This is a genomic window from Sphaerisporangium fuscum, from assembly GCF_018531465.1.
GTDB lineage: Bacteria > Actinomycetota > Actinomycetes > Streptosporangiales > Streptosporangiaceae > Sphaerisporangium > Sphaerisporangium fuscum.
Genome location: NZ_JAHDTF010000004.1, coordinates 178,437 through 201,853, shown reverse-complemented (window position 1 = coordinate 201,853; position 23,417 = coordinate 178,437). Strand labels below are relative to the sequence as shown.

Sequence of the window (23,417 nt, the reverse complement as noted above, 5' to 3'; positions counted from 1 at the left end):
TCCCCCTTAGATGAACTTCTTCGACGCGAGGAAGTCGGCGGTCTTGACCCCGCCGTCGCCCTCGTCCTTGACGATGGTGCCGGCGGCGCGCGGCGGCGCGGAGGCGAACTCCGTGACCTCGCTCCAGGCCCCGCCGAGGCCGACCTGGGCGGCGTCGATCTCGGCGTCGGCGACGCCGAGGGTCTCCACCGGCTTCTTCTTGGCGGCCATGATGCCCTTGAAGGACGGGTAGCGCGGCTCGTTGATCTTCTCGACGACCGAGACCACGGCGGGCAGCGTGCCCTCGACCTTGTCGAACCCGTAGTCGGTGACCCGCTGGATGCTGATGGAGGAGCCGTCGATGTCGACCTTGTTGGCCAGCGTGAGCTGCGGCGTGCCGAGGCGCTCGGCCAGCATTGCGGCCAGCACTCCGGTGCGCGCGTCGGTCGACTCCGACCCGAGGATGACCAGGTCGAACCCGATCTTCTTCAGGGCCTGCGCCAGGGCATAGGAGGTGGACAGGGCGTCCGAGCCGTGCAGGGCGTCGTCGACCAGGTGGACGGCCTTGTCGGCCCCCATGGCGAGTGCCTTGCGGATGGTGTCGGTGGCCTTGCCCGGCCCCATGGTCAGGACGGTCACCTCACCGCCGTGGGCTTCCTTGATCTTGAGGGCCTCTTCGACGGCGTATTCGTCAAGCTCGTTGATGACGCCGTCAGCCGCGTCACGGTCGAGCGTGTTGTCCTTGGGGTTCAGCTTGCGCTCGGTCGCCGTGTCGGGGACCTGCTTCACGCAGACGACGATGTTCATGGCCGGTGGCCGACCTCCCGTTTCACAGGCGCCACCGCATCGCTGGGCTGGCGCCGATTCCTCGGCACGTGCGCGCGGGGTACGCGCACGTCGTTCGGGCCGCCCCGGTGACCGGCACCGGGAGCGGCCTTCAGACTGTCATGCGCCCGTGGGCGTCGTGACGTCGGGTGCCCTGGGACGATCTCCATGCCGGCAGCTCGTCCCTTTCCCTCGGCAGTATGTTACTTGCTAGTAGCTTAGTGGCAAACCCGCAGCTGTACGGCCTGCACAGCCTTCCGTTTCCCACCATACCGAACTTTATTCCAGAGCCGGTCGATCAGCACACCCGGCCCGCGTCAACCCGAAAGAGTGATCATCGCCAGCACGACCAATACTGTCGCCAGCGCCAGAAACAGCGTGAACGGGCTGAACAACGCGAGGAGCGCGGCGTACAGGCCGACCGTACCCGCCCCGCCGGCCAGGTCGAACACCACCCGCGCCCGCTCCTTGGCGACGATCCCCACCCCCGCGTCGACCAGCACCCCGACGCCGTAGGCCGCGAGCACCAGCAGCGACATCTCGGGGACCCACGACCGTACGGCGGCGGCGGCCAGGCCCGCGACGACGCCGGTGCCGACCACCCACCGCCTGCGCACCTTGTCGCGCTGCCGGGCCAGCGCGTCGCCCTGGCGGGTGGCCTCCCGCCTGCCGGGCCGCCACTCCTCGGTCGGCGGCGCGTCGTCGACCACCCGCCGCCGCTGCTGCGGCACCGGCGCCATCGGCGGCACCTCGGCCCCGAGCCGCTCGCACAGCCCCTCCGCCGCCGGCCGCTCCTCGGGCCCCCTCCGCAGGCACTCCATCAGCAGCGGGACCAGCCACGCCGGCACCTCGTCGAGGTCGGGCTCGTGGTGCACCACGCGGTAGGCCACCGCGGGCGCCGGCCCGGTGCCGTACGGCTGGCGCCCGGACGCGGCGTAGGCGACCGTGGCCGCCCAGGCGAACACGTCGGCCGCCGGAGTGGTCTCCTCGCCCTGGAGCACCTCGGGAGCGAGGTAGCCGGGCGTGCCGAGCATCGCGCCGGAGGCGGTCACCGAGTCGGAGTCGAGGGCGTAGGCGATGCCGAAGTCGATCACGTGCGGCTCGCCGTCGGCGAGGATGACGTTCGCCGGCTTCAGGTCGCGATGCACGATGCCCGCGGCGTGGATCGAGGCCAGCGCCTCGGCCAGCCCGCGTGCCAGCCGTGCGAGGTCGTCACCCCGCAGCGGGCCGCCGGCCGAGACGACGGCCGCCAGCGACCGGCCCTGCACATATCGGGTGACGAGGTAGGGCCTCGGGCCGGTCAGGGACGCGTCGAGCACCTCGGCGACGTGCGGGCCGCGCACGCGGCGCATCGTCTCGACCTCGCGGGCCAGCCGCGCCAGGGCGGCCTCGTCGGCCGCGACGTGCGGATGGAGCACCTTGACCGCGACCGTGTGGCCATCGGGATCGAGCGCGAGGTGAACCTCGCCGAACCCCCCGGCCCCCAGCCGCGACAGCAGGCGGTACGGACCGAGCTGACCCGCTGTCGGCACGCTGCCCATGCGTCTCCTTCCGGCCCGCCCACTGCATGGTGCCCCGGACGTGCTCCCCGCACACCGAAACGACGGCGGCTTGTGATCACCTGCTCCAGAAGGCGAGGAAACCCAGGCCGAGGTTGCTCATGAGGTCCTTGACGAGGCCGCCGATCAGGCCGGTGGCGCTGCTGCGCGCCTGGTGACCGAGCGAGTCGATGGCCTGGGACGGCGGGTGCCAGGGGATCCACGACGCCACGGCCGACCAGGCGGCGACCACGGCGAAGAACGCCAGGGTGCCGACGATGATCGTGGCGACCATGCCGGCGCCCGGGCTGCGGATCACCGCGGTGAGGGTGCGCGCCACCGCCCTGCGGGGCTTCTTGCCGCCCGGCAGCAGGAACAGCCCGCCGACGAACGCCGACGCCGCGAACGCGGCCGCCGTGTCGGTGGTCATGCCGCCGAGCCAGTGCAGCGCCCCCCAGGCGCACAGCGCGAACATCACCGCCACCGGCGTGGCCACGAGCGTGGCGAGCACGGCCCTGATCAGCGCCCACGGGGTGCCGAGCACGGCGAGCAGGGGGTCGCTGGCGCTGCTGCCCCGGAGCTGGCGGCGCTCGGCGAGGTCGCCGAAGAGGTATTCGCCGACCCGCAGGCACAGCACCGCGACCAGTATGAACACACTCGTCAGCACCGGCAGCATGCGGGCCGCGGCGACGGCCACGACCAGCAGCGCCGCCGCGAGCACCGGATGTCCCGCGCGGTAGCGGGGACGCTCGGGCTCCTCGGGCCCGCGTGCCGGCTCGGGGGCGTACGGACGGCCCTGGGTGGCGGGGGCGGCGGCTCCGCCTCGGGTCGGCTGGGCGTACGGCGGCGGGGGCGGCCCCGCGACCCGCTGGTCGGGGTACGGCGGCGGCGTCTCCGTCCGGGGAGGCGCGTACGCCGCGGGCTGGTGGCCGGCGGGCGGCGGCGCGGCGTACCCGTCCGGGGCGAAGCCCGTGTGCGCGGGCGGTGAGGCGTACCGGTCCGGCGTCAGGCCCGTGTGCGCGGGCGGTGAAGCGTACCGGTCCGGCGTCAGACCCGTGTGCGCGGGCGGCGGCGCCTCGGCGCGGCCCCGTACGCGGCGCTCCGGCTCGGCGTACCGCACGGGCGGCAGCAGGTCGGAGTAGCTGTCCTCGGAGGCCGGCTTGGTGCGCTTGGTGGGCGGCAGGTCGTCGGTGCGCGCGGGGTCGCCCTCGATCACGTGGGTGGAGTCGGGCGCCCCGCCGTTCAGCACGTGTGTGGCGTCCGGGGCCCCGCCGTTCAGCACGTGTGTCGCGTCAGGCGCCCCGCCGTTCAACACGTGGGTGGCGTCCGGGGCGCCGCCGCCGATCACGTGGGTCGTGCCGGGGCTGTCGAGCCTGCGCGTGCGGCCGTCACCGATGGCCGTCTCCCGCAGCGCGGTCACGCTCGGGTCGAGCTGCTTGGCCATGGACAGCAGCCGCACGGCGTCGGGCCGGGAGGCCGCGTCGACCGAGAACGCCGCCCGCAGCCAGCCGCGCATCCAGACCGGCGCCTGGTCGATGTTGGCGCGCCCCTCCATGATCGCGAAACACACCGACTCGAAAGAGCCCGTGCCGAACGGCGGCTTGCCGGTCGCGCCGAAGAAGACGGTGGCGGCCAGGGCGTGCACGTCGGCGGCCTGGGTGATCTCCTCGTCCCTGATGATCTCGGGGGCAAGGTAGCCGGGGGTGCCGACGAACATGCCGGTCTGGGTGAGCCTGGTGGCGTTCACCAGGTGCGCGATGCCGAAGTCGATCACCAGCGGCTCACCGTTGACGAGCATGACGTTCGCCGGCTTGAGGTCGCGGTGGATGACGTCGGCCGCGTGGATCGCGACCAGCGCCTCCGACAGGCCCCGCGCCAGGCGGATGACCTCGCCCTCCGGCAGCGGGCCGTCGCTCAGGACGGTCTCCTCCAGCGTGCGGCCGGGGGCGTACCTCGTCACGATGTACGGCGTGGCGCCGGTGAGCTCGGCGTCGACCACCTCGGCCACGCGCGGGCTGCGCACGCGGCGCATGGTCTCGACCTCGCGCGTCAGGCGGTCGCGGGCCTTGAGGTCGGCCGCGACGTGCGGGTGGAGCACCTTGACGGCGACCTGCCGGTACTCCTGGTCGAGGCCGAGGTGGACCACGCCCATGCCGCCTTCGCCGAGCCGGCGCAGCAGTTTGTAAGGCCCGAGTCTGTCCAGAGTCTCCGGCATCGTCTCCCCCGTCATCCTGCCGTCCTCCGTAGGCCAAGGTCGTGGAGCCATGCGATCCACCGGTCGATGTCGACCGGAATCCAGACTGCCTCACCTACGGGTGCGACGAGCGTGGTCACCGCGAACAGGGCCGCCGCCGCGGCGAGCAGCCCGAGAACGCCTGTGAGCGCCGCGGCGGCGCTCTTCGAGGGGAACGCCGAGGCGAAGATCCTGCTCATCTGGCGGCCGGGCCCCTCGACCCCGGGACCCGCCGAGATGATCCACAACGAGACCGCGACTCCCCAGCTCAGCGCCGATGCAGGATGCACCGTGCGGACCAGGAACATCAGCACCAGGCTCACCGGCACACCGAGGATCAGCGCGTACGGCACCAGCGCCGCCGTGAGGCCGATCGACTTCACCAGCGCGCCGGGACGGCCGAGCACGCGCAGCACGTCGGCGGCGCCCCCCGGCCGCCCGCCGTTGAGCTCGCGCTGGGCGATGTCGGCGGCGCGCAGCAGCACGGCCGCCGGGACGACCAGCAGCGCCACGAGCAGCGGGGCGGCGACGGCGGCGCCGATGACGACGATCAGCGCGAGCACGCCGGCCACCGCGTACAGCCCGGCCGGGGGCGGCGGGACGACGGCCGGTGTGAAGTCCGACGTCGCCTCGGGCGGCAGGTGGACGGTCGGGACGTACCCGCCGTCCGTCTCCCGCCGGACGTGCGGCGTGGCGAACCCGTCCGGCGCCTGCTCGTACAGCGCCGCCTGCCGGTGTTCCGGGGGCAGCGGCGTGGTGCGCAGGGGCGGCTTCGCCTCGGGGACGATGGACGGCCCCTTCGCCTGGTGAGGGACCGGCGAGGAGCCGCCCTTCACCTCAGGCGGGACGGGCACCGTCGCCAGCGGCTGCGCCGCCGCCTTGACTTCGGGGACGACGGGCGCGCGGCGCTGGCCGGACAGCTCGTTCAGCTCCTCGGACCGCACGCGGCGCGTCGGCACCTCGCCCTGGTCGAGCACCGGCTCGGCCGGCTTCCACGGCTGCGCGGGGGCGGCGGGCGCCATGCCGGCCTTGCGCAGATCGTCGCCGGTGACCCGGACGGTCGGCCAGGGGTCGCCCTCGGTGCCCGCCGGGTGCGGCGGCGGCGCGTCGCCGAGCAGCGAGACGAACTCCTCGGCCGGCGCCGCCGGGGTCGCCGGGACGGCGGGCGCACCCGCCGTGGGCACCGACGGGAGCGGGCGCGAGGCCCCCGGGCGCACCGGCTGCGTGCCGTACGGCTCGGCGTCGTCCGCCTGCGCCGGGGATGCATGGGTCGCCGGAACCGGGGCAGCGGTCCCTGTCGAGAGCGCCGGCGAGGAGGGAGAGGTGTGCGGCCGCGAGACGCCGGGAACGGGCAGGGACGTGCCGGTCGCCGGAGGCTCGGCGGTGTGGTCGGGCACGGTGAGGATCTCGTCGGGGATCGGCACCCGGCCGGGGACGCCCCCGCGCGGCGGCACGAGCCTGGACAACTGCCTGGCCAGCTCGACGGCGGTGGGGCGCTTGGAGGGGTCGCGATGGAAGGCGGCCCGCAGCAGCGGCCGGATCACCGACGGGGCGGCGTCGACGTTCGCCCGGCCTGCGGTGATGTTGTAGAAGACCATCTCGAGCGTGCCCTTGCCGAACGGCGGCAGGCCCGTCGCGGCGTACAGCATCGTGCCGGCCCAGGCGTGCACGTCGACCTCGGGCCCGGCCTCGTGCCCCTCGATGATCTCCGGGGCGAGGTAGCCGGGGGTGCCGATGAACATGCCGGTCTGGGTGAGCCTGGTGGCGTCGACGGCCTGGGCGATGCCGAAGTCGATGAGCACGGGGTCGCCGTCGAGCAGCAGGACGTTGCCGGGCTTGAGGTCGCGGTGGATCACGCCCGCGACGTGCACGGCGGCGAGCGCCTCGGCGACGCCGTACGCGACGCGCAGCAGCGCGGCGACGGGAAGGGGACCGTCCTGCTTGACGGTGTCGTCGAGCGGCATGCCGGCGACGTAGCGGGTGACGATGTAGGGACGGCTGCCGGTGACGTCGGCGTCGACGACCTCGGCGATGTACTTGCTGCGCACCCGCCGCATGGTCTCGACCTCGCGCGCGAGCCGGCGGCGCGCGACGTCGTCCCCCGTGACCTCGCCGCGCAGGACCTTGACGGCGACCTGCCTGCCTTGGGGGTCGAGCGCGAGATGGACCACGCCCATGCCGCCTTCACCGAGCCGCCGGAGCAGCCGGTAGGGGCCCAATCGGTCGTCCTGATTCATCTGATCTCCGGCGGTGCCCCGGAATCGGTGTCCGGAGGAATGCGCCTTGCTCCAATTGTCACATTTCGCTTACTTTGCGCAATGCCCGTACCGGAAAGGACCGGACGGCAATCGATGACGTGGCCCGCCGCCCGGAGCACGCGCCACCGCGGCCGGCGTTCCCCTTTGCCGGCCGGTCGGCAGCCGGCCTCCCCCGTTCGGCTACCGGTCTCTCCTTTCAGCCCGACGTGGCGATGAGAGCGCTCCGCGGGCGCCCGCCCGCGGTTTTTGACGGCACGTAGCACCATACCGGCTTAAACCCCGCCCATGAGAGAACCATGAGGGCACATTCCCGGTAGTACAACGGCCCAACCCGGCCCAACGGTTTCCCGTATATGGAAACTGTTAGGACACGAACGGGTCACTGCGCGAGAGGCAGCACCTCGGCGGTCTTGAGGCGGGCGAGGGCCTCCCCGGCGAGCGCCAGCTTGGAGCCCCTGATGCCGCTGCCGATCACCAGCAGCGGCCGCCGCGCGACCTCGGCGTCGACCAGCACGGGCCAGTCCGCGGGCAGCCCCAGCGGCGTGATGCCGCCGTACTCCATGCCGGTCATCTCGACGGCTTCCTGCTGGGGGGCGAACGACGTCTTGCGGGCGTCCAGGTGCCGGCGGATCACCCCGTTGACATCGGCGCGCATCGTGGCGAGCACCATGACGGCGGCGTAACGCGTCTCGCCGCCCCGCTTGGCCGCCACGATCACGCAGTTCGCCGACTCGTCGAGGCCCACGCCGTACCGCTCGCAGAAGGCGGCGGTGTCGGCCAGGGCGGGGTCGATCGGCGCGACGGCGACCTCGTCGTCCACGGCCGCGACGGCCTGCGCGACGGGGGCCGCGAGCAGGTCGGGCCGCTCCCCCGCGGGCACCCACTCCAGTGTGCCCAGCCGCATGGGTCATCCCTCCTTCAGTACGCGGTGATGAAGCTCGGTGACCACCTTACGGGCCGACTCGAACGCCCCCGCCTGCCAGGCGATCAGGTGGGTGAGCCAGTCACCGGCGAAGTAGACCCGCCCCGCCGGGCGCTGGAGCAGCGAGAAGCCGCTCATCGACGGCCAGCGGACCCAGGAGCCCTCGATGAACGGCTGGCGGCGCCAGGCCACCGAGACACTGCCGCGGATGTTCCGGCCGTACTTGACGCCGTGCACGCGCCTGCCTTGGGCGAGGCCGCGGCGCAGCCGCTCGCGGTGCGGCAGCGGATCGTACACCTCGGCGTCCCGGCCGGTGTTGTAGTAGCCGACGACCAGGCCGCGCTCGCCGTGATAGCCATAGGAGGGGTACCAGATGTGGCCGATGTCCAGGTCCGTCTCGGTGGCGCCGCCGTACACGCGGTCCTCGATCTCCCACCACCGCACGCCGTACTCCAGGCCGAGCTTGCCCGCCGACAACGGGACGGGCGTGGCGAGGGCCGCCTTGACGTCGGCGCCGAGGTTGCCGGGGATCCCGGCCAGCAGGTGCGGGGGCAGCGCCGCGACGCAGTAGTCGGCCTTCAGCGAGGCGCCGCCCTCGACCTCGACCTCCACCCCGTCGGGCCGGTTGGTGACGCGGGTCACGCGCGTGCCGGTCCTGATGCGCCGCGCGCCGACCTTCGCGGCCAGCGCGCGGACGATGGCGTCCATGCCGCCGACCGGCTGGAACATGGGCATCGCCTGCTCGTAGCCCGCGTCCATGGTCAGCATCCGGCCCAGGTTCCGGCTCAGCACCTCCGTGAGCGAGGGCGGCGTGCCGAGCTCGGTGCCGGGGCCGACCCCGGGGTTCACGCGGTACCCCCGCCGCTCGCCGCCGGTGTACGCCAGCGACTTCTCGCCGATCGCCCCGAAGCGCGACAGGAAGTCGAGCAGGCGCTCCTTGTCGGCCTGCGTCAGGCGGCTGTCGAGGGCCCCGGCGTCGGTCGCCTTGGCCAGAAGCTCCGAGATGTACCCGTAGGCGTCCGCGCGGGCGGTGCGCGCTCGCACGGGGGCCGTCATCCCCTCGGTGAGGATGTAGGCGGAGGCGTTGGTGTTGACGAACACCTCCAGCGGGACGCCCAGCTCACGGCAGTAGTCGAGCGTCACCATCCACTGGGCGATGCGGGCGGGGCCGGCGTTGAAGTACGTCCCCTCGCCGAAGGTCACCTGCTGCGTCTCACCGGCCTTCGTGGCCGCGCCCTTGGCCGCGTTCGCCGGCGGCAGCTCGGTGACGGTGTCGCCGCCGCGCAGCGTGAGGCTGCGCCCGCCCACCCTGTCGCGGGCCTCCAGCACCGTGCAGTCGTACCCGGCCTTGCCCAGCTCGTACGCGCACGCCAGGCCCGCCACCCCGGCGCCGAGCACGAGCACCGACGCGGGCCGTCCGCCGCGCAGGGAGAAGTCGGACGGCTGCGGCGGGACGTACGGCGTCGGGGCGGCCGCCCCGCCGACCGCCGGGACGGGGGCGGTGCGCGGGGTGGGGGCCAGGCCGAGCACGCCCATGGCGGCGTACATCGCGCCCGCGCCGCCGGCCGCGCCGATGCCGACGAGCAGCGACCGCCGCGTCAGCCGGTCATGCGTGCGCGGTAAGGGGTCGGTCTCCATCCGTCAGCCGTACACGCCGCTGCCGCAGGCGATCTGGCCGGCGATCGTGGCGTAGATGCCCATCAGGGCCATGATGTCGCGGAAGTCGTCGGTGGTGAACTCGGTGTGCCGGGGGCCGGCCTGACGGGTGCCGGGGATCAGCGAGCAGCCGGAGGCGATGGCCGTGGAGTTCCACTCGACGCCGAGTGTGAACGGCGGGGTCACCTTGTAGGGCGTGAAGTCGCTCAGGCGGTTCAGCGCGCGGGCTGCGGCCTCCCTGATGAGCGCCTGGGCGACGCTGGGCGGCAGCAGCTCGGCCGAGAACCGGTCGACGCCCTTCTTCACCGCGACGGTCTCGACGTCGCCGAGGAGCGAGCGGGCCTCCTCGCAGACCGCCTCGTCGCCCGTCACCAGCGCCACCGGCACGCCCAGGAACCCGGCGCACCCGGCCACCAGCCGTGTCTCGCCGCAGACCTCGCCGTTCAGGTAGACGTTCTGGATCTCCTTGCCCATCCAGGTGTGGTTGAGCACGCCGTGCTGGACGCCCGCCCGCGCGTGGTAGCCGGCGAAGCAGGCGGCCTGGAAGTCGCCGGTCAGGCCCTGCGCCATGCGCATCGGCTTGCCGGGGCCCCGGATCAGCGAGGCGCGCGCGTCGAGCAGGTCGACGCGGAGGTTCTTGGTGGAGCCGTGGGCGTCGTTGACGATCACCGCCGTGGCCCCCGCCTCGAAGACGCCCGCGATCACCGCGTTGGCGTCGGCGGTCATCAGCTCACAGCCCCGCTCGTAACCGCGGCCGCCGGCGTGCATCTCCTCGGGGTCGGTGAGCCCGGTCACGCCCTCCATGTCGACCGACACGTAAACCTTCATCGCCGTCCCCAGCTCTCCACCCGCTCGATGTCGTCGGCGTCCATGAAGCCGAACTCGTCGGCCATGATCGTTTCGATCCTCTTCCGCCATGGTCCGGGGATCTCCTCGACGGCCGGAGGGTAGCACCGCTCCAACCATCGCGTGGACTCCTTCGTCGCCTTGAGATACTCGGCGGCTCTGGCGAAGGGGGTGTCCTCGATGCCGGGAACGTGGGCGCAACCGTACTCGATCATCTCCTGGCCACCGTACGGCGGGGGCTGCTGCCACTTGCGGGCCACCGGACGGTCGGGGGTGATCGTGGTGCGCATCGGCCGGCGCTCTAGGGCGGCCTGGATGAGCTCCTTGTACAGGCACTTGCCGCATCGGTCGCACGGGCCGTCGGCGTCCCCGCGCAGGCACCAGCGTACCTGCTCACGAAGGGGGGAACCGAGTGCCAGCCGCATGGTCATCGCCTCGCTGATCCCGCCCACCGGCAGGACGAGCGGCAGTCCGGCCGCGGCGAACAGGCGGCCCCAGGGGCCGTGGCCGGACCACATCGGGTTGTCCGGCGTGTACCGATGGACGTACCTGCCACCGCCCAGCCACCGCGAGCCGATCTCGTACCCCAGGGCGATGCCGCCGAGGTCCATGTCGTCGGCCAGCAGCGCGGCGCCGATCGTCACCGCGTGGTGCTCGGGGTAGCCGGGACGGGGGTGGCGCAGCAGGAACTCCAGGTCGGAGTCGACGATCGTGACGTCCCTGCCGGTCTGCTCGGCCAGCTCGGCGAGCACGTCGGACCGGTAGTGCGTCCAGCGGTTCGGGACGCGGGGGTGGCCGACCCGGCGGAAGTGGACCAGCGGCGCGTCCGGCAAGATCGCCGCCACCGCCACCGAGTCCGCCCCACCGCTGTAGGAGACCGCCAACCGAGCGCCACCGGTACGGGCGGCCTCGCCGACCGGGCCGGCGTCGATGCCCCAGCCGCTGTGGAAGGCGGCGGCGAGCTCGGCGGAAATGGGCCGGTCGAAGACGATCCTCCCGGCCGTCCACGGCGCGACGACCGTCCAGGCCGCCAGGGCCAGCAGGTCGGGATGGGGGGAGACGGCGCGCGGCAGCCGTACGTGGCAGGTGTCGGTGGAAAGCTCGACCACCTGCCCGTCGGTGACGGTCCCGCCGACCCCCTCAGCGGGATCCAGCCGCAACCGTAACCGCCAGAGACCACCGTCACCGGTCCAGCCGACCTTCATGAGTCCGCACGCTCCCCTGGAGTCGCCTTCATGACGTGGTCCCGGCGCCGTCGCCTTCGCGCAGGGCGTCGACGGCCTGCCAGAGCAGGACCTCCGACTGCAGCAGGTGATCGACGGACGAGGCGGTCTCGGTGGCCAGCCGGTGGGCCTCGTCCACCTTGGCGGCCAGGGCCTTGTCAGGGGACGCCGGAGCCGCGCGCCTGACCTCCCGCCGGAGCTGCTCCACCTCGCGCCGCAGCGTGGTGATCTCCCGCTTGAGCGCCTGGACCTCCCAGAGGGCGTCCTTCACATCCTGCCGATGATCGGCCCGGGTGACGAAGCGGGCGTCCAACCGGGCCAGTACGGCGCGCCGGACCCGCGGAGGCATCAGGACACGCATGACAAACCGCGCCATGATTCGTCACCCTAGCGGCAAATCATGATCTTCCCGAATCACTCCATGACAGCCTGATCACGTCGACGCTCTTCCCCTGCGAACCCGGCCGCCCGGATCTAACCTCGAACCGGAAGGGACACCGTCATGGAATTCCTGTTAGGCGCAGCCGGATTTCTCGTTCTCATCGTGCTGCTCACCGGCATCAGGGTGGTCAACCAGGTCGAACGCGGCATCGTCTTCCGGTTCGGACGGGCCCAGCGGCGCGTCCGGCAGCCGGGGCTGCGGCTCCTGATCCCGCTCGTCGACCAGATGAAGAAGATCAACGTCCAGATCGTCACCATGCCCATCCCCACCCAGGAGGGCATCACGCGCGACAACGTCTCGGTGCAGGTCGACGCGGTGGTCTACTTCCGGGTCCAGGACCCGATGCGCGCCGCGATCGAGGTGCAGAACTATCTGTTCGCCATCGAGCAGGTGGCACAGACCTCGCTCCGCTCGATCATCGGCAAGAGCGAGCTCGACGACCTGCTGTCCAACCGCGAAGAGCTGCACCAGGGGCTCGCCGTGATGATCGACAGCCCGGCGGTGGGCTGGGGCATCCACATCGACCGCGTGGAGATCAAGGACGTCCAGCTGCCCGATTCGATGAAGCGCTCGATGTCGCGGCAGGCCGAGGCCGAGCGGGAACGCCGCGCCCGCGTCATCGTCGCCGACGGCGAGCTGCAGGCCGCCCAGAAGCTGGCCGACGCCTCCAGCATCATGGCCGAGACACCTGCCGCGATGCAGCTGCGCCTGCTGCAGACCGTGGTCGAGGTCGCGGCGGAGAAGAACTCCACCCTCGTCATGCCGCTGCCGGTGGAGATGCTCCGCTTCTTCGACCGCCTCTCCCAGACCGGCGCGGACAAGTCCCCCGCTCAGGAGCAGGACACGAGAGCCTCCCACGCGGCAGCGGCCCCCCAGCAGAGCCTGGCCGAAGGAGCGGCCACGAACCAGCGCAGCCTGAGCGATGCCGCCCACCCCGAGCTACCGCCGCTCACGCTCGACGACGAACCAACCCAGTCCGTCCGCCCCCGCTCCACCCCCGAACACCCCTGACCCACGCCCCCGCCCCTCCTACCCCAAGGTGGCGAGGAAGGGTGCGGCGAACCCCGCGCCAACGGGCACCGGAGCAACGCCCCCCGACGCCCCCTCCTTCTACGCCAAGGTGGGCAGGAAGGATGCGGCGAACCCCGCGCCAACGGGCACCGGAGCAACGCCCCCCGCCCGCTGTGGCCCCTCTTCGGCGCCGGCGCGGCGAGAAGCCGTGCGGCGAACTCGGCGCCGCCGTACGGCGGGGCACCCGGTGGGCGCCCATGAGGGGGCTGTCAGTCGATCTCGCTGAGAAAGCGTGCGAGGACTTCGGTCGCGTGGCCGGCCTCGGGGCCTTCGGCGCGTACGGTCACGGCCGAACCGGCCCGCGCGCCCAGTCCCATGACCATGAGGAGACGGGCAGGGTCGACGGACCTGCCGTCGTACTCCAGCACTACGGACGCCCGCAGCCCCGCGGCCAGCTGGGCCAGCCGTCCCGCCGGCCGGGCGTGCAGGTCGGCCGGCAGAACCACCGAGACCTCGGACACCTGCGAACCCTGCGCGGTCTCCGAGGTCTGCTCGCTGCCCGACGGCGACGGATCAGAACTTGCGGACATGACGTGCCTCCTCGGCGGCGGTGACGATGTCCGTCATCTCGCCACCCGCCGCCGCCGTGGCCGCGGCGGCGACCGCGCCCTCGACGAAGGGGGCGTCGATCACGACCGCGGTGAGCTCGGGATGGTCGTCCAGGACCGTGCGGGTGGTCAGCACCGAGCTGCCCAGGTCGGGCAGGACCGCGACGCCGCGCCCCCGATCGGCCTCGGTGATCGCCTTGTGGATCAGGGTGTAGCTCGTCCCGATCCCCCCGCCGTCGGCGCCGCCCACGGCGACCACGGGCACCGCGCCGGAGGTGATCTCTTCCAGGATCTCGGCCAGCCCCGCGGCCAGCCTGGGGCTGTGAGACACGAGTACGATGCCAATGGGCTCGTTCATGAACGGTGACTCTATATTTCTGAACACGGTTCATCAATACCGAACGAATGGCAAAAATGATCCAGTCAGTGCAGCGTGCCGTGCAGATCCTGCGCCACCTCGCCTCCAGTGGGTCGAGGCTCGGCGTCACCGAGCTGTCCGAACGGCTCGGCGTCGCCAAGCCGACCGTGCACGCGATGCTGCGCACCCTGGAGGCCGAGGGCCTGGTCGTGCAGGACCACGAGTCGAGCAAGTACGCCCTCGGCCCCGGCCTGCTGCACCTGGGCAACGCCTACCTCGACGGCCACGAGCTGCGCACCCGCTCGATGACCTGGGCCGACTTCCTGGCGACGCAGGCCAACGAGGCGGTCTGGGTGGGCGTCCTGACCGGCGACCACGTCCTGGTCGTCCACCACGCCTTCCGGCCCGAGGGAGCGGTCCAGATCCTGGAGGTGGGCGCCAGCATCCCCTGGAACACCTGCGCCCTCGGCAAGGCGATGGTCGCCTTCGGGGCCGAGGCCGTCGAGCGCAAGCTGCTGGCGGAGGAGCCGGCCGTCCTCACGGGGAGGAGCGTGACCAGCCCCGCCCTGCTCGCCGAACAGCTGGAGTCGGTACGCGGCACCGGTTACGCCATCGAGGACCAGGAGTCCGCCATCGGGGACGCCGGGATCGCCGCCCCGGTGTTCGACAGATCGGGCGAGGTCAGCGGCGCCATCGGCATCGTCGGCCCGGTCGAGCGGGTGCTGGCCGCCGACCGGTGGGAGGAGTTGGCCGTGGCGGTCAGGGAGACCGCCCGCAACCTCTCCCGCGACCTCGGCGCCCCCCGCGGCCAGGCCCGCCGCACCACCCGCTGACCCGGGATCAGCCCGGCCCGTACGGGGAAGCGGCGCGGGTGGCCGGCTCAGCGGGTAGGTCCGTGTCGCCACGGGGTCAGGAGATCACCGGAGGGGGCGGAAGAAGGCTCTGACGTCCTCGACGAGCAGGTCGGGGGCCTCCATCGCGGCGAAGTGGCCGCCGCGGTCGAACTCCGACCAGTGCACGATGTTGTGTTCGCGTTCGGCGATCCGCCGGACACCGGGGTCACCGGGGAAGACGGCGACGCCGTGTGGCAGCGCGGAGTACTCGGCCACCGTCCCCCAGCTCTTCTGCCCTTCCTTGTAGAGGCGGGCGGCCGAGGCGGCGGTCTGGGTGAACCAGTAGATGCTGACGTCGGTGAGCATCTGGTCCAGGTCCACCGCGTCCTCGGGCAGTTCGCGGGCCGGGTCGGTCCACTCCTTGAACTTCTCCACGATCCAGGCCAGTTGCGCCGCGGGCGAGTCGTGCAGCCCGAACGCGAGGGTCTGCGGCCGGGTCGCCTGCATGATCGCGTAGCCGGCCCGGTCCTGGTCCTGGTACTGGCCCAGGCGGGCGAGTTCCGCCTGGGTGAGCCCCTCGAACTCGCGCGGGTCACCGGTCGGGAACCCGAGCGCGCCGTTGACGTGCACCCCGACGACGTTCTGGGGCGCTGCGCGACCGAGCATCGGTGAGATGACCGCGCCGCTGTCGCCGCCCTGCGCGCCGTATCGCCCGTAGCCCAGGCGGTCCATCAGCACCGCCCACGCCCGCGCGACCCGCTGCAGGTCCCAGCCGGTCTCGGTGGTGGGACCGGAGAAACCGAACCCGGGGATCGACGGCGCGATGACGTGGAAGGCGTCGGACCGGTCACCGCCGTGCGCCGCCGGGTCGGTGAGCGGGCCGATGACCTTCAAGAACTCGGCGACCGAACCCGGCCAGCCATGCGTGATGATCAACGGCAGCGCGTCGGGTTCGGGCGAGCGGACGTGCAGGAAGTGGATGTTCTGCCCGTCGATCCGGGTCGTGTACTGCGGGAAGGCGTTCAGTCGCGCCTCGGCGGCCCGCCAGTCGAACCTGGCGCGCCAATATTCGGCCAGTTTCTTCGCATAGCCGACGGGGACCCCGTAGGACCAGCCCACCCCGGGCAGCTCGTCCGGCCAGCGGGTCGCCGCCAGCCGGCCGTGCAGGTCGTCCAGCTGCGCCTGCGGGACATCGACTTGGAACCGGTGAATTCGCGTGTCGTCGTTCATGTCGATGACGGTAGATTCCGGTTAGGACAGGTCCGGTCCTAGGATGCGCGTCATGTTGGAAACGTCGGCGCGGCTTCTGCGGCTGCTGTCTCTGCTGCAGACCCCCAGGGACTGGCCGGGCACCGAGCTGGCCGAACGGCTCGACGTCTCGCCCCGCACGATCCGCCGCGACATCGACCGGCTGCGCGAACTCGGCTACGTCGTGCACGCCACCGCGGGCACACCCGGCTACCGGCTCGGCGCCGGCAGCGGTGTTCCGCCGCTGCTGCTCGATGACGACGAGGCGGTCGCGGTCGCCATCGGGCTCGGCACCGCCGCCGTCTCCAGCGTGGCCGGCATCCAGGAGACCTCGGTCCGCGCCCTGGCCAAGCTCGAGCAGGTCCTCCCTCCCCGGCTCCGCAACCGCGTCGGCGACCTGCGGTCGGTCACCGTCCCGCTGGCGGGCCCGGCCGAAGCCGTGGACCCGGCCGTGCTCACCGCGATCGCCGCGGCCGTGCGCCACCGGGAAAGCCTGAGGTTCGACTACCGCTCCCACAACGGCACCGAGGACCGCCGCACCGCCGAGCCGTACCGGCTGGTGAACTCGGGCCGCCGCTGGTACCTGGTGGCATGGGACACCGGCCGGGACGACTGGCGCACCTTCCGCGTCGACCGGCTGCGCCTGCACGCCCCCAACGGGCCACGCTTCACGCCCCGCGAGCCGCCCAGCGGAGACCTCGTCCGCTACGTCTCCGAGCGGATCTCCGTCGACCCGTACCGCTACCGCGGCCGGTTCACGGTGCACGCCCCGGCCGAGGTCATCGCCGCCCGGATGCCGCCGACCATGGCGGTGGTCGAGCCGGCCGACGGCGGCGCGTGCGTTCTCAGCGCCGGATCGAACTCACTCGACGAACTGGCCATGTGGATCGCGCAACTCGGCGTCCCGTTCGAGGTGCACGAACCACCCGAACTCATCCAGCACATCCACGCGCTCGGCACCCGCCTCGTCGATGCGACCCGGCATCACTTGAAGCCCTGACAGGGACGGCACTTCCCAAACTGCTGCGGGGTGGCCGGGCCGTACGTGCGCAGGACGGGGTACACCGACTCCCGGGCAGCCCATAACGCGATCGTCACGGACCCTTGACATCGTCACCGGGCGAGCTTAGGTTCCGGACCATCGTTCATCATTGCTGAACATGATTCGGATGTCATGCGAGGAGGGTGAGGCGCTTGCTCGCCGGGGTGGTCCGCCAGTCCGTCCGCGACGCCCGCCCGGTCGCGGCGGAGGCCCGTCCGGCCGCCGCCCGTACAGAGGCCCCGCGTAAGGCGGCCGACACCGGTCAGGTGTCCGCCACCACCCGTACGAAGACCTCTTCCCCGCCGCCGAGGAGATCAGCGCGAAGGAGACAGTGCCATGAAGAAGTTCATCAACGACCCCGGCTCCGTCCTCCGCGACGCGCTGGCGGGTGTGGCCGCGGCGCACCCCTCGCTCCGGGTGGACTCCGTCAACCGCGTCATCACCCGGGCCACCTCGACCCCGCCCGGCAAAGTGGCGCTGATCAGCGGCGGCGGCAGCGGTCACGAACCGCTGCACGGCGGATACGTCGGAACGGGCATGCTCGACGCCGCCTGCCCCGGTGAGATCTTCACCTCTCCGGTACCCGACCAGATGCTGGCCGCGGTCAAGGCCGTCGACAGCGGCAGCGGCGTCGTCTTCATCGTCAAGAACTACACCGGCGACGTGATGAACTTCCAGCTCGCCGCCGAACTGGCCGCCGACGACGGGGTCGCCGTCGAGACCGTGCTGGTGGACGACGACGTGGCCGTGCAGGACTCGACCTGGACCGCCGGACGGCGCGGGACCGGCGCCACCGTCTTCGTCGAGAAGATCACCGGCGCGCTCGCCGAGCAGGGCGCCCCGCTGGCGGAGGTCGCCGCGATCGGCCGCGAGGTGAACGCCGCCAGCCGTTCCTTCGCGATCGCCCTCACCGCCTGCACCACCCCCGCCGCCGGCCGTCCCGGCTTCGACCTGCCGGACGACGAGGTCGAGATCGGCGTCGGCATCCACGGCGAGCCCGGACGCAGGCGAGGCCCGTTCCAGCCGGCGGGCGAGCTGGCCGCCTCCATGGTGGAGGCGATCCTCGCCGACATGCCGCTGTCGGAGGGCGACCAGACCATCGTCATGCTCAACGGCCTCGGCGCAACACCGCTGATCGAGCTCTACGTCCTGTTCGGCGAGGTGGCGGCCCGCCTGGCCGACCGCGGGATCGTCATCGCGCGCAACCTGGTCGGCAACCACATCACCAGCCTCGACATGGCGGGCGCCTCCCTCACCATCTGCCACGCCACCGCCCAGATGCTCACCCTCTGGGACGCCCCCGTGCACACCCCCGCCCTCCACTGGTGACCCCCACGTTCGTCCCCCATACCGACCCCCGGCCCGTCTCCCGTAACCACACCCAGCCCCTCCGTTCGCCGTAGCCCCCCGCCCTGGCCCGTCCCCGGACGGCCGGGGTAACGACAGGAGTACTCCATATGGACACCGACACCACCTTGGCCTGGGTCCGGGCCGTCACGGCGGCCGTCTCTGCCCACACCGACCTGCTCACCCAACTGGACGCGGCGATCGGCGACGCCGACCACGGCACCAACCTGCAGCGCGGATTCACCGCCGTCGCCACCGCCTTGGAGAGCTCGTCGTTCGACACGCCCGGCGAGGTCCTCACCAAGACGGGCACCACGCTGATCTCCACCGTCGGCGGGGCGTCCGGACCCCTGTACGGTGCCGTGTTCCGCGCCATGGGCAAGCGGCTCGCCGGCGAGGCGAGCGTCACGCCCCAGGACCTGGCGGAGGCGTTGCGCGCCGGGCTGGAGGCCGTGCAGAAGCTGGGCGCGGCGCAGCCGGGCGACAAGACGCTGATCGACGCGTACGCCCCCGCCCTGGAGGCCTTCGAGGACGCGGTGCGCAACGGCGGCGACCTGCCGGGAGCAGCGCGCGCGGCGGCGGGCAGCGCCGAGGAGGGGATGCGCGCCACCGTCCCCATGGTCGCCCGCAAGGGCCGTGCCTCCTACCTCGGGCCGCGTAGCCAGGGCCACCAGGACCCGGGAGCCACCTCCACCTCCCTCATCTTCGGTGCGCTGGCCGAGACGGTGAGCAGGTGAGCATGGCCGAGTTCGCCGGTCGCGTCGCCTCGCCGGGCATCGCGCTGGGATTCGCCCACCGGGCCGACCGGCCCAGGCCGGACGCACCGATCACCGTGGCGGCCGGCACCGACCCCGCCCTGCTGGTCATCAGGGCCTTCGACGCCGTCGCCGAGCGGCTGGCCGCGCTGGCGGTGGCCCTGCGCGAGGACGGCCGGGCCGAGCAGGCCGACATCATGGAGGTCAACGGCTACATCGCACTCGACCCCGACCTGCGCGGCACCGCGACCCGGCACGCCGCCGAGGGCCTGCCCGCCGACGTCGCGATCCGCGAGGCGGTGGACGAGTACGCCGCCATGCTCGCCGCACTCGACGACCCCACTCTCGCCGAACGCGCCACCGACGTCCGTCAGGTCGGCAGGCGCGCCCTCGCCTGGCTCGCCGACCCGGGCGAAGCGGACACGCATGAGGCGCGCCACGGCGGCGGCAGCCCTGCCGCGGACGGCGGCCCTGGTGGGGCGGGTGGTGGTCAGTCGGACGGAATCAGTGCAGGCCGGTCCGGTGGTGGCGGACAGGTGGTCGTGTTGATCGCCGAGGAGGTCGGGGCGGCTGATCTCCTGATGTCCGACTGTCCGGTCGTCGCGGCTCTGTCCGTGAAGGGCGGTCCGAACTCGCATGCGGCGATCGTGGCCCGATCGATGTCGATCCCCCTGCTGACCGGTGTCGACCCTGCCCTGCTCGACCTGCCCGACGGCACCGAGCTACTCGTGGACGCTCGCGCACGAGGCGTCGTACGCTCGCACCCGCCCGCCCGCGAGCGCGAGGCGGCGCTGACCGAGATGGCCGAGGCTCGCGACCGCCGGGCGGCGTACGCCGCCGAGCGGTACCTGGCCTGCGAGACCCGGGACGGGCACCCGATCGTGTTGCGCGCCAACGTCGCCACGGCTCAGGACGGTCGCGCCGTGTCCGCCACGCACGCCGACGGGGTGGGGCTGCTGCGTACCGAGCTGCCGTTCCTGGAGGCCGCGCACTGGCCGACGCAGGCCGAGCACACCAAGGCGCTCGCGCCGATCATGTCCGAGCTCGCGGGAATGCCCGTCACCGTCCGCACGCTGGACTTCGCCGACGACAAGCTCCCGCCGTTCCTGACGGCCGGGCGCGAGGGACGGCGGCTGGGGCGCGGGCTGCCGCTCATGCTCGCCGAGCCCGAGGCGTTCGCCGACCAGTTCCGCGCCGTTCTCACCGTCGCCCCCGCCGACGCCGACCTGCGGGTGATGATCCCGATGGTGGCCGGCCTGGACGAGCTGCGGAGCTGCCGCGAGCTGCTGCTCTCCGCCGCGTCCTCGCTCGGCGTCGCCGCGCCGCCCCTGGGCGTCATGATCGAGCTGCCCGAGGCCGTGGCCGCCGTCGACGCGCTGGCCGCCGAGGCCGCGTTCCTGTCGATCGGCAGCAACGACCTGACCAGCCAGGTCCTCGGCCTGGACCGCCGTGACCCGGCCGCCACGCCGAGGATGACGGCCCACCCGCGCGTCCTGGCCGCGATCTCCGAGGTCGTCCGCGCCGCCCACGGGCACGGCCGGCAGGTGTCGGTCTGCGGGGACGCGGCGGCCGACCCGGTGGTCATGCCGCTCCTGGTCGGCCTCGGCTGCGACATCCTCTCCGTCGCCCCCGCGGCCGTGGACGAGATCCGCTACCGCGTCCGCCGCCTCGACCTGGAAGCCTGCCGCTCGATCGCCGCCCGCTCTCTCGAATGCGAGACCGCCGAACAGGTGTGGAAGCTCGTCCGTGAGGCCGGCTGAGAGAGCGCGTCACCGCAGGTAGTTCTCGACCTGGCTCTCTTCGCTCGAACCCGAGCGGGTCGTCTAGCCGGCCGCCTCGGGCAGGTCGTCCGTCCATTCGGCCGCCTCGACGGTGATGGTGCCGGACGCCTTCCCCTCGTCACCGGCGAAGGACGATCCGCGCAGCCGCGCCGCCTGTGGATCCACGATCAGCTTGATCTCACCGCCCGAATCCTTGATCGACAGGGCTTCGCCTCCGTCGACGGCGCCGAGGCTGCGAACCTCCGGCAGCGCGGCGAGCGCGCGGAAGGCCGCCGCGCGGACGTCCGGCGGGGCGGGCATGCTGGACAGCACGTCGATCAGCGTGGTCGTGCGGGCGGCCTTCGGGGTCAGCGCCTGTGTGGCGTGCTGGAGGAGCCACTTCGCCAGTTCGTCCGGGTCCGTGGGCAGTCGCTGGATCTGCTCGTAACTCAGCCTGGTGCCCTCCAGGTCGAAGCCGTCGGACCAGTGCCCGGCGTCACCGTTGTTGTCGATGACCTTGCCCTTCGAGCTCTGCCGGACCCAGGACGCGCCGTCACGCCTGGTCCACGTCTCCACGGTGCTCTTCCCCGTGTCGCCCCCGGGTGTGGTCTTCGTGTACGCGGTCCGGACGTACCAGTAGGTGCCGGACTCCTCGGGGGTGGCCGCCGCGGTCGTCGCGGCGGCGAGCAGGATCTGCCGTCCCGACTTCCGGACCTGGAACGACGGGCCGCCGGGCGTGGAGGCGGACGGCCGTTCGTGGCCCAGGCCGGCGGCGGATGGCCGGCCGCGGTCCAGGGTGGCGGTGGGCGGGCCCGTGGGCGTGGCGACCACCACGGCGACCGCCGTGACGCCCGCCGCCAGGACCGCCGCTCCGGCCAGGCGGAACCGCGACGGCAGCAACCGGCGGACGGGCCGGTGGCGTGGCCGTGGCGAGGTGGCGTGCTCCATCAGGGCCGCGCGGGCGGCGGTGGAGGTGGCGCGCGAGGGGGCCTCGGTCTGCGGCCGGGCCGCGTGCAGCATCTCGATGTCGTCCATCGTCAACGGTCCTTTCCTGTGGTCGTGGCTCCGGTCCCGTGCGCGGTCCCGGTCCCGGTGGTGGCTCCGGTCCCGGTCGCGGTCGCATTCCCAGTTCCGGTCCCAGTCCCGGTCCCGGGCGTGGTCGCGGCGCGGTCCAGCGCGGCGCGGATCTTCTTGCGGGCCCGGTGCAGCCGGGTCCGGGCGGTGGCGGGCGGGACGCCGAGGGCCTCGGCGGCCTCCTCGCAGCTCAGCCCGGCCCACGCGACGAGCAGCAGCACGTCCCGGTGAGCGTCGGTGATCTTCGCCAGCGCCGCCATGAGCGGCCCTCTGAGGGCCTCGGCGTCCACCCGGCCCGCGACCTGCTCGGCGTGCCCTTCGTCGGTCCCTCCGAGTGGCGCCCGGGACAGGGCCCGGTAACGCCGGGCCTCGGTGCGGTGATGCCGCGCGATCAGGTTGGCGACGATTCCGTACAGCCAGGGCCGGGCGTCCTCGCGGGCCAGGTCGTAGCGTTCCCGCCGGTCGAACGCGATCAGGAACGTCTCGGCGGCCACGTCGTCGGCCAGGCTCGGGCCCAGCCGCTGCGCCGCGAACCCATGGATCTGGAAGTAGTAGCGGTCGAAGACGGCGGCGAAGCGTTCCGGGTCGCGCCAGGATTGCTCGATGATCGCCGCGTCGCTGACCTCCTCGGTGGGCAGCGCCTGCGTCACCGCAGCCATATCCCGATATTTCGTGTCATCGCCTGCCTCCCGTCGGTGAACTGTCGCCCTCCTTCACCGATGGACGGAAAAGTGTTTCACCCACAGCCGAGGGACACCTCCCCGATCAGCCGACAGGCAGGTGAACGACGAGGTGCTTTCCGCCGCCGGGGGTGGGCTCGACGGCGTGACGGCCACCTGCCCCTTCGGGCAGGAGCATGACCATGGGCGCAGCCGGCTGGGACCGGCGCAGGCCGATCCCAGCGCCTTGTCTAGAGAACATGCGATGCGCCCAAGTAACGCGGGTCAGCGGCCGGCACCTCAGGGGCATGAAGAGGGCCACCACAGGAGACGAGAGATGGATCAAACTCGAGCGAGACAACCGGCGGCATCATTTCTGCATGATGAGATCCAGCCGGACGTCGGAGAGGTTTTGACGATATCAGACGAAGAAGAGACACGTCGCCATTACATTTTCTGCCACAACACCCGACGTTTCCTTGAAACCAGAGAGATGAGATACGCACTGACAGGAAACCGGTCGATACTGATCAATAAAGACGCCGGCGACATTTCCGTCGCCCGGACGGATATCCCATCGGAAGATCAATTACAGAACGACGAGCCAGCTCACCCGAGACCATCGTGCGCTGGGCCGCTGCCATCGCCCTCGCCTGGCACGGTCCGGTGAACGACAACCTGACGCTCGGGCTGCTGCACGAATGCTCCACCGGCGCCGATGAATCACAAACCGAAATCCCCTATCACCACGGACTGATCGGCCACTTCGCCGAAGAAGCCCTCAAGCGTTCGCCCTGACA

General features: G+C 72.2%; 22 protein-coding genes. 8 read left to right on the top strand and 14 right to left on the bottom strand.

The genetic code is table 11. From position 1 onward, the window contains the following. Nucleotides 1-6: 6 nt before the first annotated feature. The 9 genes from KIK05_RS05925 to KIK05_RS05885 all read right to left on the bottom strand — a co-directional run bounded on the left by KIK05_RS05925 (nucleotide 7) and on the right by KIK05_RS05885 (nucleotide 11,856). Nucleotides 7-786: an electron transfer flavoprotein subunit beta/FixA family protein gene (locus tag KIK05_RS05925; protein ID WP_214409528.1), complete on the bottom strand. Its 780-nt coding sequence runs from the start codon at nucleotides 784-786 to the stop codon at nucleotides 7-9. Nucleotides 787-1,121: 335 nt separating this feature from the next. Further along, nucleotides 1,122-2,345 carry a serine/threonine-protein kinase gene (locus KIK05_RS05920; RefSeq protein WP_214409527.1) on the bottom strand — a complete coding sequence of 408 codons (1,224 nt, stop codon included), beginning with the start codon at nucleotides 2,343-2,345 and terminating at the stop codon, nucleotides 1,122-1,124. Nucleotides 2,346-2,421: 76 nt separating this feature from the next. Further along, nucleotides 2,422-4,572, bottom strand: coding sequence for a serine/threonine-protein kinase (locus KIK05_RS05915; protein WP_214409526.1), 2,151 nt, complete (start codon nucleotides 4,570-4,572; stop codon nucleotides 2,422-2,424). Next, nucleotides 4,569-6,812: a serine/threonine-protein kinase gene (locus tag KIK05_RS05910; RefSeq protein ID WP_214409525.1), complete on the bottom strand. Its 2,244-nt coding sequence runs from the start codon at nucleotides 6,810-6,812 to the stop codon at nucleotides 4,569-4,571. The genes KIK05_RS05915 and KIK05_RS05910 overlap by 4 nt, the downstream gene beginning before the upstream one ends. Before the next feature lie 400 nt (nucleotides 6,813-7,212). Beyond that, entirely contained in the window at nucleotides 7,213-7,737 is a 525-nt protein-coding gene (locus KIK05_RS05905) for a YbaK/EbsC family protein (RefSeq protein ID WP_214409524.1), read from the bottom strand. A gap of 3 nt (nucleotides 7,738-7,740) precedes the next feature. Next, complete coding sequence (locus tag KIK05_RS05900) at nucleotides 7,741-9,393, bottom strand: flavin monoamine oxidase family protein (protein ID WP_214409523.1); 1,653 nt, start codon at nucleotides 9,391-9,393, stop codon at nucleotides 7,741-7,743. A 3-nt stretch (nucleotides 9,394-9,396) separates the two neighbouring features. Continuing rightward, nucleotides 9,397-10,239 (bottom strand): M55 family metallopeptidase, encoded by an 843-nt coding sequence (locus KIK05_RS05895; RefSeq protein ID WP_214409522.1) that lies wholly within the window; start codon nucleotides 10,237-10,239, stop codon nucleotides 9,397-9,399. Then, the gene (locus KIK05_RS05890; RefSeq protein ID WP_214409521.1) at nucleotides 10,236-11,462 is read right to left on the bottom strand and encodes a DUF6395 domain-containing protein; all 1,227 of its coding nucleotides are present in this window, start codon (nucleotides 11,460-11,462) and stop codon (nucleotides 10,236-10,238) included. Before KIK05_RS05890 ends, KIK05_RS05895 begins: the two co-directional genes overlap by 4 nt. Before the next feature lie 28 nt (nucleotides 11,463-11,490). Further along, a complete protein-coding gene (locus tag KIK05_RS05885) occupies nucleotides 11,491-11,856 on the bottom strand; it encodes a hypothetical protein (protein WP_214409520.1) in 366 nt (121 codons plus the stop codon). Nucleotides 11,857-11,982: 126 nt separating this feature from the next. Here KIK05_RS05885 and KIK05_RS05880 point away from each other — a divergent pair, with 126 nt between their 5' ends. Next, nucleotides 11,983-12,933 carry a slipin family protein gene (locus KIK05_RS05880; RefSeq protein ID WP_214409519.1) on the top strand — a complete coding sequence of 317 codons (951 nt, stop codon included), beginning with the start codon at nucleotides 11,983-11,985 and terminating at the stop codon, nucleotides 12,931-12,933. 269 nt (nucleotides 12,934-13,202) lie between these two features. Here the strand turns inward: KIK05_RS05880 and KIK05_RS05875 are convergent, their stop codons facing one another. Then, nucleotides 13,203-13,523 (bottom strand): HPr family phosphocarrier protein, encoded by a 321-nt coding sequence (locus KIK05_RS05875; RefSeq protein WP_214409518.1) that lies wholly within the window; start codon nucleotides 13,521-13,523, stop codon nucleotides 13,203-13,205. Then, entirely contained in the window at nucleotides 13,507-13,899 is a 393-nt protein-coding gene (dhaM, locus tag KIK05_RS05870; protein ID WP_214409517.1) for a dihydroxyacetone kinase phosphoryl donor subunit DhaM, read from the bottom strand. Before dhaM ends, KIK05_RS05875 begins: the two co-directional genes overlap by 17 nt. 56 nt (nucleotides 13,900-13,955) lie before the next feature. Here dhaM and KIK05_RS05865 point away from each other — a divergent pair, with 56 nt between their 5' ends. Continuing rightward, the gene (locus KIK05_RS05865; RefSeq protein WP_214409516.1) at nucleotides 13,956-14,732 is read left to right on the top strand and encodes an IclR family transcriptional regulator; all 777 of its coding nucleotides are present in this window, start codon (nucleotides 13,956-13,958) and stop codon (nucleotides 14,730-14,732) included. An 84-nt stretch (nucleotides 14,733-14,816) separates the two neighbouring features. Here the strand turns inward: KIK05_RS05865 and KIK05_RS05860 are convergent, their stop codons facing one another. Next, nucleotides 14,817-15,962, bottom strand: a complete 1,146-nt coding sequence (locus KIK05_RS05860) for an epoxide hydrolase family protein (RefSeq protein ID WP_214409515.1) — start codon at nucleotides 15,960-15,962, stop codon at nucleotides 14,817-14,819. A gap of 52 nt (nucleotides 15,963-16,014) precedes the next feature. On the opposite strand from KIK05_RS05860, the gene KIK05_RS05855 reads away from it, so the two are divergent. The 4 genes from KIK05_RS05855 to KIK05_RS05840 all read left to right on the top strand — a co-directional run bounded on the left by KIK05_RS05855 (nucleotide 16,015) and on the right by KIK05_RS05840 (nucleotide 20,884). Next, complete coding sequence (locus KIK05_RS05855; RefSeq protein ID WP_214409514.1) at nucleotides 16,015-16,980, top strand: helix-turn-helix transcriptional regulator; 966 nt, start codon at nucleotides 16,015-16,017, stop codon at nucleotides 16,978-16,980. Between the two features lie 378 nt (nucleotides 16,981-17,358). Next, nucleotides 17,359-18,351 carry a dihydroxyacetone kinase subunit DhaK gene (dhaK, locus tag KIK05_RS05850; protein WP_214409513.1) on the top strand — a complete coding sequence of 331 codons (993 nt, stop codon included), beginning with the start codon at nucleotides 17,359-17,361 and terminating at the stop codon, nucleotides 18,349-18,351. Nucleotides 18,352-18,479: 128 nt separating this feature from the next. Then, nucleotides 18,480-19,106, top strand: coding sequence for a dihydroxyacetone kinase subunit DhaL (dhaL, locus tag KIK05_RS05845; protein WP_214409512.1), 627 nt, complete (start codon nucleotides 18,480-18,482; stop codon nucleotides 19,104-19,106). A gap of 2 nt (nucleotides 19,107-19,108) precedes the next feature. Then, a complete protein-coding gene (locus KIK05_RS05840; protein ID WP_250562365.1) occupies nucleotides 19,109-20,884 on the top strand; it encodes a putative PEP-binding protein in 1,776 nt (591 codons plus the stop codon). Between the two features lie 63 nt (nucleotides 20,885-20,947). Here KIK05_RS05840 and KIK05_RS05835 read toward each other — a convergent pair whose 3' ends face one another. Together KIK05_RS05835 and KIK05_RS05830 are read right to left on the bottom strand one after the other, a co-directional pair. Further along, nucleotides 20,948-21,919, bottom strand: coding sequence for a CU044_5270 family protein (locus KIK05_RS05835; RefSeq protein WP_214409510.1), 972 nt, complete (start codon nucleotides 21,917-21,919; stop codon nucleotides 20,948-20,950). Between the two features lie 2 nt (nucleotides 21,920-21,921). Next, nucleotides 21,922-22,617 (bottom strand): RNA polymerase sigma factor, encoded by a 696-nt coding sequence (locus KIK05_RS05830; RefSeq protein WP_214409509.1) that lies wholly within the window; start codon nucleotides 22,615-22,617, stop codon nucleotides 21,922-21,924. Between the two features lie 265 nt (nucleotides 22,618-22,882). Here KIK05_RS05830 and KIK05_RS49380 point away from each other — a divergent pair, with 265 nt between their 5' ends. Then, nucleotides 22,883-23,287, top strand: coding sequence for a YrhB domain-containing protein (locus KIK05_RS49380; RefSeq protein ID WP_372455571.1), 405 nt, complete (start codon nucleotides 22,883-22,885; stop codon nucleotides 23,285-23,287). After that, entirely contained in the window at nucleotides 23,284-23,415 is a 132-nt protein-coding gene (locus KIK05_RS47960) for a hypothetical protein (RefSeq protein WP_284681215.1), read from the top strand. Before KIK05_RS49380 ends, KIK05_RS47960 begins: the two co-directional genes overlap by 4 nt. Nucleotides 23,416-23,417: the final 2 nt, after the last annotated feature.

What these genes read in the sequence shown, in the direction of transcription:
- KIK05_RS05925 (WP_214409528.1), bottom strand. Translation starts at nt 786, where the DNA reads ATGAACATCGTCGTCTGCGTGAAGCAGGTCCCCGACACGGCGACCGAG.
- KIK05_RS05920 (WP_214409527.1), bottom strand. Translation starts at nt 2,345, where the DNA reads ATGGGCAGCGTGCCGACAGCGGGTCAGCTCGGTCCGTACCGCCTGCTG.
- KIK05_RS05915 (WP_214409526.1), bottom strand. Translation starts at nt 4,572, where the DNA reads ATGACGGGGGAGACGATGCCGGAGACTCTGGACAGACTCGGGCCTTAC.
- KIK05_RS05910 (WP_214409525.1), bottom strand. Translation starts at nt 6,812, where the DNA reads ATGAATCAGGACGACCGATTGGGCCCCTACCGGCTGCTCCGGCGGCTC.
- KIK05_RS05905 (WP_214409524.1), bottom strand. Translation starts at nt 7,737, where the DNA reads ATGCGGCTGGGCACACTGGAGTGGGTGCCCGCGGGGGAGCGGCCCGAC.
- KIK05_RS05900 (WP_214409523.1), bottom strand. Translation starts at nt 9,393, where the DNA reads ATGGAGACCGACCCCTTACCGCGCACGCATGACCGGCTGACGCGGCGG.
- KIK05_RS05895 (WP_214409522.1), bottom strand. Translation starts at nt 10,239, where the DNA reads ATGAAGGTTTACGTGTCGGTCGACATGGAGGGCGTGACCGGGCTCACC.
- KIK05_RS05890 (WP_214409521.1), bottom strand. Translation starts at nt 11,462, where the DNA reads ATGAAGGTCGGCTGGACCGGTGACGGTGGTCTCTGGCGGTTACGGTTG.
- KIK05_RS05885 (WP_214409520.1), bottom strand. Translation starts at nt 11,856, where the DNA reads ATGGCGCGGTTTGTCATGCGTGTCCTGATGCCTCCGCGGGTCCGGCGC.
- KIK05_RS05880 (WP_214409519.1), top strand. Translation starts at nt 11,983, where the DNA reads ATGGAATTCCTGTTAGGCGCAGCCGGATTTCTCGTTCTCATCGTGCTG.
- KIK05_RS05875 (WP_214409518.1), bottom strand. Translation starts at nt 13,523, where the DNA reads ATGTCCGCAAGTTCTGATCCGTCGCCGTCGGGCAGCGAGCAGACCTCG.
- dhaM (WP_214409517.1), bottom strand. Translation starts at nt 13,899, where the DNA reads ATGAACGAGCCCATTGGCATCGTACTCGTGTCTCACAGCCCCAGGCTG.
- KIK05_RS05865 (WP_214409516.1), top strand. Translation starts at nt 13,956, where the DNA reads ATGATCCAGTCAGTGCAGCGTGCCGTGCAGATCCTGCGCCACCTCGCC.
- KIK05_RS05860 (WP_214409515.1), bottom strand. Translation starts at nt 15,962, where the DNA reads ATGAACGACGACACGCGAATTCACCGGTTCCAAGTCGATGTCCCGCAG.
- KIK05_RS05855 (WP_214409514.1), top strand. Translation starts at nt 16,015, where the DNA reads ATGTTGGAAACGTCGGCGCGGCTTCTGCGGCTGCTGTCTCTGCTGCAG.
- dhaK (WP_214409513.1), top strand. Translation starts at nt 17,359, where the DNA reads ATGAAGAAGTTCATCAACGACCCCGGCTCCGTCCTCCGCGACGCGCTG.
- dhaL (WP_214409512.1), top strand. Translation starts at nt 18,480, where the DNA reads ATGGACACCGACACCACCTTGGCCTGGGTCCGGGCCGTCACGGCGGCC.
- KIK05_RS05840 (WP_250562365.1), top strand. Translation starts at nt 19,109, where the DNA reads ATGGCCGAGTTCGCCGGTCGCGTCGCCTCGCCGGGCATCGCGCTGGGA.
- KIK05_RS05835 (WP_214409510.1), bottom strand. Translation starts at nt 21,919, where the DNA reads ATGGACGACATCGAGATGCTGCACGCGGCCCGGCCGCAGACCGAGGCC.
- KIK05_RS05830 (WP_214409509.1), bottom strand. Translation starts at nt 22,617, where the DNA reads ATGGCTGCGGTGACGCAGGCGCTGCCCACCGAGGAGGTCAGCGACGCG.
- KIK05_RS49380 (WP_372455571.1), top strand. Translation starts at nt 22,883, where the DNA reads ATGCGCCCAAGTAACGCGGGTCAGCGGCCGGCACCTCAGGGGCATGAA.